Origin of the sequence: Thiohalocapsa sp., from assembly GCF_019695415.1 — a bacterium.
In the GTDB taxonomy this organism is placed as follows: Bacteria; Pseudomonadota; Gammaproteobacteria; order Chromatiales; family Chromatiaceae; genus Thiohalocapsa.
Genome location: NZ_JAIFKJ010000131.1, coordinates 1 through 5,874, shown reverse-complemented (window position 1 = coordinate 5,874; position 5,874 = coordinate 1). Strand labels below are relative to the sequence as shown.

Below are 5,874 nucleotides of genomic sequence, written 5' to 3'. Positions count from 1 at the left end.
CCTAGCTCCTCAGGGTTCGCGTGGGCTCGGGGATGGTTAGAAGAGACAGGGATTCTCACCATCATGACCTTCGCCGTCGCCTGGCGCCGGGCGGTGATCGGTCTGCTGCGGGCGATCGGCGCCGGCCGCGGTCAGATTCTGGCGCTGTTCCTGCTGGAGGCGACACTGCTCGCGCTCGTGGGCGGTGCGCTCGGCTTCGTCATCGGCGCCGGCGGTGCCTGGCTCATCGGCGTGCTGGTGCCGGCGCTGCCGACCCGCACAGCCTGGGACTTCGTGCTGCTGGCGGAGATCGCCGCCGGCTTCATCGGGCTTGCCGCCGGCGTGCTGCCTGCCCTGCGGGCGGCAGCGCTGGACCCGGTTGTAGCCCTGCATGAGGAATAGCCGCGGGCGGGACCGCGATTGTCGGCTGCGAACGCAGTGGCATTGCCGTCGGGATACAGTGCGGGATCGAGGTGCGAGGTGCGAGGTGCGAGGCGTGCGGAGTGCGCGGTGCGACACCGGACACTGGCACGCGTGGCGTCGGCCCTGATGCGCACCGCTTAAGCCACAATACCGAGCCTATCCAATGCAACCACCCGGAGGCCACCCATGCCCCAAACCCCCGGCGCCAGGCTGCGCCAAGCGGTAACGGAAGAGCGTCCACTGCAAGTGGTGGGCGTCATCAATGCCTACCATGCGCTGCTCGCTGCGCACACCGGCTACCGGGCCCTCTATGTCTCTGGCGGCGGTGTCGCGGCGGGCTCGCTGGGTGTTCCGGACCTCGGCATCACGGGGCTTGAGGATGTCCTCGTGGATGTGCGCCGCATCACTTATGTTTGCGACCTGCCGGTCCTAGTGGATGCCGACACGGGCTTCGGCGGTGCCTTCAATATCGCCCGCACCGTGCGGGAGCTCAATCGCGCCGGTGCAGCCGGCTGCCACATCGAGGACCAGGTGGCTGCCAAGCGCTGCGGCCACCGGCCCAACAAGGCCATCGTGCCGCTCGCGGAGATGGTGGACCGCATCAAGGCCGCCGTGGACGCCCGCACCGACGACTTCGTCGTCATGGCCCGTACCGACGCGGTCGCCGTGGAGGGCATGGACGCCGCGCTGGAGCGTGCGGTGGCCTGCGTCGAGGCGGGCGCGGACATGATCTTCCCGGAGGCGCTCACGGCGCTCGACCAATACACGCGCTTTACCGCCGCGTTGGACGTGCCCGTGCTAGCCAACATCACCGAGTTCGGGGCCACGCCGCTCTTCACCACAGATGAGCTCGCGGGCGTCGGTGTCGGTCTGGTGCTCTACCCGCTGTCCGCGTTCCGGGCCATGAATCAGGCGGCGCTCGAGGTGTATGAGACCATTCGCCGCGACGGCACCCAGGCCGCCGTCATCGAGCGCATGCAAACCCGTGCGGCACTCTACGACCATTTGGACTACCACGGCTTCGAGCAAAAGCTGGATGCGCTCTTCGCGCGCGACGGCGGAGGCTGACACCGCGAACGGGGTCAGCGAAATAGTGAACCCTTGTGGCAAAAGGCGTACCGCAACGCGGGTTGAAATTCGGCTGCACCGCACTACGAAGCGGTGTGAGCAAGACCCGCAAGCCGCCTTCAACGCGGTTGCTGCACCCCACACCAACACCACTCCACCGGACACCCAGCATGGAAATGAACGCCCTTCTAGCAGCCGAGCTCACCGTATTCGGGGCCTTCGCAGTCTATTTGGTCTTCGCGCAGCTGAACCACATGAAAAAGCTGAAGCAGCGAGACCAGGCCGAGGCCGAGTCCAACCACCGCCCCGCCCCTGGCAAGGAGCCGAGCTCATCCTAAACTTTGTTGCAGATGTCGATGGGGTCATGCAGATGGGGTCACCGTTTAGCTGACCCCGGCGCGCCCGACCCCGGTGCACCTGACCCCGGCGCACCGGTGCAGTGCAGCGATGACCGCGGTGCAGCGCTCAGAACTGCTTCACCCGAATCTTCATGGTCTGAATCCGATACGCGATCTGCCTGGGTGTCATGCCGAGCAGCCGCGCGGCCTTGGCCTGGACCCAGCCGGCTTGCTCAAGGGCGGCGATGACGCGCTCGCGCTCGTCGATGTCGGGGTCGCTGAGGTCGATGTTGTCAGCGGCGGGAGAGGGGGTGAGTGTGACGGCAGCAGCTGCGTCGGGCAGGGTGCCGACGTCCAGGCCAGTCAAGTTGAGCACGTCGCGATCGATGATGCCGCCTTCGCTCATCACGGCGGCGCGTTCCATGCAGTTCTCCAGCTCGCGCACGTTGCCGGGCCAGTGGTGGCGCATGAGGACGCCCAAGGCGCTGTCGGTGATGCTGAGCTCGCGACCCTGGCGCTTTGCGAGCTTATCCACCAGAAACTTGGCCAGCTCGGGGATGTCCTCGACGCGCTCGCGCAGCGCCGGCATCAGGATGGGCATGACGTTGAGGCGGTAGTAGAGGTCCTCGCGGAAGACACCGTCTTTGACCTCCTGCTCCAGGTTGCGGTTAGTGGCAGCGATGACGCGCACGTCGACGCTCAGCGTGCGGGTGCCGCCGACGCGCTCGAACTCGCCCTCCTGCAGGATGCGCAGCAGCTTGGCCTGGAAGGCGGGAGAGATCTCGCCGATCTCGTCCAAAAAGATGGTGCCCCCGTCCGCCTGCTCGAAGCGGCCCTTGCGCTGGCTCTGGGCGCCGGTGAAGGCGCCCTTTTCGTGGCCGAACAGCTCGGACTCCAGCAGGTTGTCCGGCAGGGCGGCGCAGTTCAGCTTGACGAAGGCGCCGCCCGCGCGCGGGGAATTGTAGTGGATGGCGCTGGCGATGAGCTCTTTGCCGGTGCCCGACTCGCCGCGCAGCAGCACCGTGGTGTTCCACTTGGCTACCTGGCGCACCTGCTCGAACACCAGGCGCATACGGTCGGTGCGGCCGATGATGTTGTCGAACCCGTGGCTGCTCTTGACCTGCCGGCGCAGGGTGTCGCGTTCCTCGCGGAGCGCTCGGCGCTCGGCCTCCACGGAGCGGGACAAACGCACCGCCTGCCCGATGAGATTCGCGATCATCTCTGCGAGCCGCGCCCGCTGAGGCATCAGGCTGTCCGCTACCGGCGGCTGCAGGGCGAAGACGCCGACGACGTCATCCTCGCCGATCCGGATGGGTACGCCGATGAAGGGTAGGTCCGGGTCGAACAGGCTGAGGCGGTCAAGGAATCTGGGCTCGTCGCCGACGCGCGGGAGAATCCAGCGCCGGTTGCTCTCCAGCACCTGACCGATGACGCCCTCGCCGGGGCGGTAGCGGATCTTCTCGAACGGCGCGGCGTCCTCGTCGTGCAGGGCGGCCACGAGCAGGTCGCCGCTGTCGGTGTCGAGCAGGCTCGCCATGCCGCGGCACAGGCGGCCGCGGTCGTGCAGGGTGCGCAGCACGTGGCGCAGGGTCTCGCGGAGCTCCAGAGAGCGGCTCAGCACACAGCTGACGTCGAACAGCGCGGCGAGTTGCTCCTCCAGAAGCCTAAGGCGCGCGGCCTCGCCGTTGCCGGATTCGGAGGGTGGTATAGCAGGGGCTTCGACTTCGGGCATCTCGAGCATGTCTGCATGCGGCCTCTGATGGTGCCGGGGCGCTGTGCGCAGGAGTGTCGGCTCAGTCCCGCGGGCGCACGTTACCGAGGGTCACCTGTACCCGGCAGCCGTCGCGATATTCGGGGTCGATCTCGATGCCCCCGTCGTGCTGATTGACGATCTCCTGCGCCAGCGCCAGACCCATACCGGCGCGCCCGCGGCGGTTGCGCCAGCCGATGTGGAAGGGCTCGAAGACTTTGAGCCGCTCCGCCGGTGGGATGCCCGGGCCGTTGTCCTCGACGATGACCTCTACAGCGTCGTCCAGCGCGCGGGTGGCCAGGCGCAAGGCGCGCTGGCTGCCACCGCCCTCGTACAGGGCCTGGAGGGCGTTGTCGATGAGGTGCTTGAACAGCGAGCGCAGCTCGTTCTTGTGGCCCGAGAGCTCCGGCAGCACCAGCGCGGGCTGCCAGTCTACGACGATGCCGGCGGCGAGCAGATTGTCCGTCTCCAGTGCCAACACGTGCCGCAGCAGCTCGTTGATGTTGACGTTGACGCCGGGCTCCGGGACTTCCGTCGGCATGGCAGCGTGCAGGGTGGCGAGCGCTGTCTCACCGGCCTGGGTGATCTGCCCGAGCATGTCTGCGAACAGCGCCGGATCGCCGGCGCCGTCTTTGAACATGCCGCTGGCGGCGCGGATCATGTTGAGTGGCACCTGCAGCTGGTAGCTGGCAGCGGTGAGGGCCTCGCGCATGCCCTGGGCGAGCTGCTGCTCGGCAAGGCGCGCGCGCAGGTTCTCGAGGTGTGCGCGCTCGATCTCCCGCCGGCGGCCGGTGATGTCGTTGGCGAGCAGCAGCAGGCGCTGGTCGCCGGCGTTGCCGCGGATGAAGTAGCCGGAGAGGCTGGTGTCGGATTCGTTGACGGTGGTCCCGGAGCAGGCGAACCAGCGCGGGCCGGCGCTGCCCGGCACCTCGATACTGATCTCCACGTCGCGAAAGCCCTGGCCGGCGGCGGCGCGCTCCAGCGGATCGAAGCCCGCCTGCTGCTGCAGCGCCGTACGCAGCAGGGTCAGCGGCTCGCGCCCGCGCAGGTCGCCGAGCAGCTTCTTGTACTCCTGGTTGTCGAGGATGATGCGCCCGTCCGTATCGAGCAGCACGACGACCACAGGGGCGGCGTCGAGCACCGTCTCGATCCGGGTCTTCTGCTGGCGCAGCGCGACGGAGAGCTCGTGCTCGCGGGTCACGTCCCGGTGCATGCCGAGGAAGTAGCGGATGCGCCCGGCGGCGTCCAGCACCGGGGAGATGGTCAGCTCCGCGAGGTAGTCCTCGCCCTGCTTGCGGCGGTTGATGAGCACGCCGGTCCAGGGACGCTTGCGCTGAATGGTGCGCCAGAGCTGCTGGTAGATGCTGTCCGGGGTGGAGTTGCTGGACAGGATGGACTCGTTCTGCCCCAGCACCTCGTCGCGGCTGTAGCCGGTGAGCTCCTCGAAGGCGGCGTTGGCGTAGAGGATGTTGGCGCGGGCATTGGTGACGGAGATGGCCACCGGGGCCTGCTCCACGGTCTCGAAGTAGAGCCGCGGCGGGAGGGGGTCCGATGGGTCGCCGGCCATGAGCGTAAGCGTCGACCACCTCCGGCGGTGTGCCCGGCGGCGGTGCCCCGAGGAAGTCCACCAGCGCGCTCGCGGCCGGCAGCCCCGCGTCCGGCTGGAAGCAGCCCGGGCCCTCTGGCGGGCCCTGGGCGTCGGCGGCGCGGTCGCCGGACTGCGTGGGTGTCGATGCCTTTGCGAGTGCTCACGCGCTGCTCCCCGTCTCGTTCTCTCTGGTGGTGTGTCTGTTGGGTCCTGTTGGGCCGGGAACACCCGAACCGATGCTGCTGCCGGGCGGGTCCAACCATACAAGCAGCAGGTTCCGTGCCAGCGATCCACAAGCCGACCCGCCCGCGCAGGCGCCGCCAAGTGGCCGTCAGGCTTGGGCGCCGCGGTGGACCCGTCGGCAGTGCCTGTCGGGATTACGACAATCCTGCTGCGGTGCAGCATGGGGGTTGTGGCATGCCCGACAGGCGGCGCCGGGTCGCGGGTCGCGGCCGAGCTTTGCGCCGTGCGCCCTGCAACGCATTGAGAACGGGCAGTTCCGGGGCGCGATGCCCCGGAAGGAGGCAGGCCCTGTCGCTGGGCCCTGGGCCTGGCATCCAGCTTGCAGCAGAGTTCCGACAGCGGCGTCCGACGCCAGCGCTGCGGCGCCGGTGCGATCCGGACCATCCCGCCTCCACAGCGCCTCCAGCCGTGTTCCGGCCGGGCAGCCCCCACCACCGGGAGCCCCGCCCGCGCTCACCGAGTACACACGTCCTCCCCTGGGCACC

The 5,874-nt window shown here is 68.5% G+C and carries 5 protein-coding genes; 3 read left to right on the top strand and 2 right to left on the bottom strand.

Annotated features, from left to right (window positions below; genetic code table 11):
- From I6U14_RS03260 to I6U14_RS03250, 3 genes are all read left to right on the top strand, one after another.
- Positions 1–381: FtsX-like permease family protein (locus tag I6U14_RS03260; protein ID WP_296896858.1), on the top strand; the 381-nt coding region annotated here is incomplete at its 5' end.
- A 207-nt stretch (positions 382–588) separates the two neighbouring features.
- Positions 589–1,470 (top strand): methylisocitrate lyase, encoded by an 882-nt coding sequence (prpB, locus tag I6U14_RS03255; protein WP_296896857.1) that lies wholly within the window; start codon positions 589–591, stop codon positions 1,468–1,470.
- Positions 1,471–1,640: 170 nt separating this feature from the next.
- Positions 1,641–1,808, top strand: a complete 168-nt coding sequence (locus tag I6U14_RS03250; protein WP_296896856.1) for a hypothetical protein — start codon at positions 1,641–1,643, stop codon at positions 1,806–1,808.
- 127 nt (positions 1,809–1,935) lie between these two features.
- Here the strand turns inward: I6U14_RS03250 and nifA are convergent, their stop codons facing one another.
- On the bottom strand, positions 1,936–3,540 hold the full coding sequence (gene nifA, locus I6U14_RS03245; RefSeq protein ID WP_296896855.1) for a nif-specific transcriptional activator NifA: 1,605 nt from the start codon (positions 3,538–3,540) through the stop codon (positions 1,936–1,938).
- Between the two features lie 61 nt (positions 3,541–3,601).
- Positions 3,602–5,125 (bottom strand): nitrogen fixation negative regulator NifL, encoded by a 1,524-nt coding sequence (gene nifL, locus I6U14_RS03240; RefSeq protein ID WP_367115620.1) that lies wholly within the window; start codon positions 5,123–5,125, stop codon positions 3,602–3,604.
- Positions 5,126–5,874 lie beyond the last annotated feature (749 nt).

Excerpts from the sequence above, each read along its gene's own strand:
- prpB (WP_296896857.1), top strand. The coding sequence starts at position 589 with ATGCCCCAAACCCCCGGCGCCAGGCTGCGCCAAGCGGTAACGGAAGAG.
- I6U14_RS03250 (WP_296896856.1), top strand. The coding sequence starts at position 1,641 with ATGGAAATGAACGCCCTTCTAGCAGCCGAGCTCACCGTATTCGGGGCC.
- nifA (WP_296896855.1), bottom strand. The coding sequence starts at position 3,540 with ATGCCCGAAGTCGAAGCCCCTGCTATACCACCCTCCGAATCCGGCAAC.
- nifL (WP_367115620.1), bottom strand. The coding sequence starts at position 5,125 with ATGGCCGGCGACCCATCGGACCCCCTCCCGCCGCGGCTCTACTTCGAG.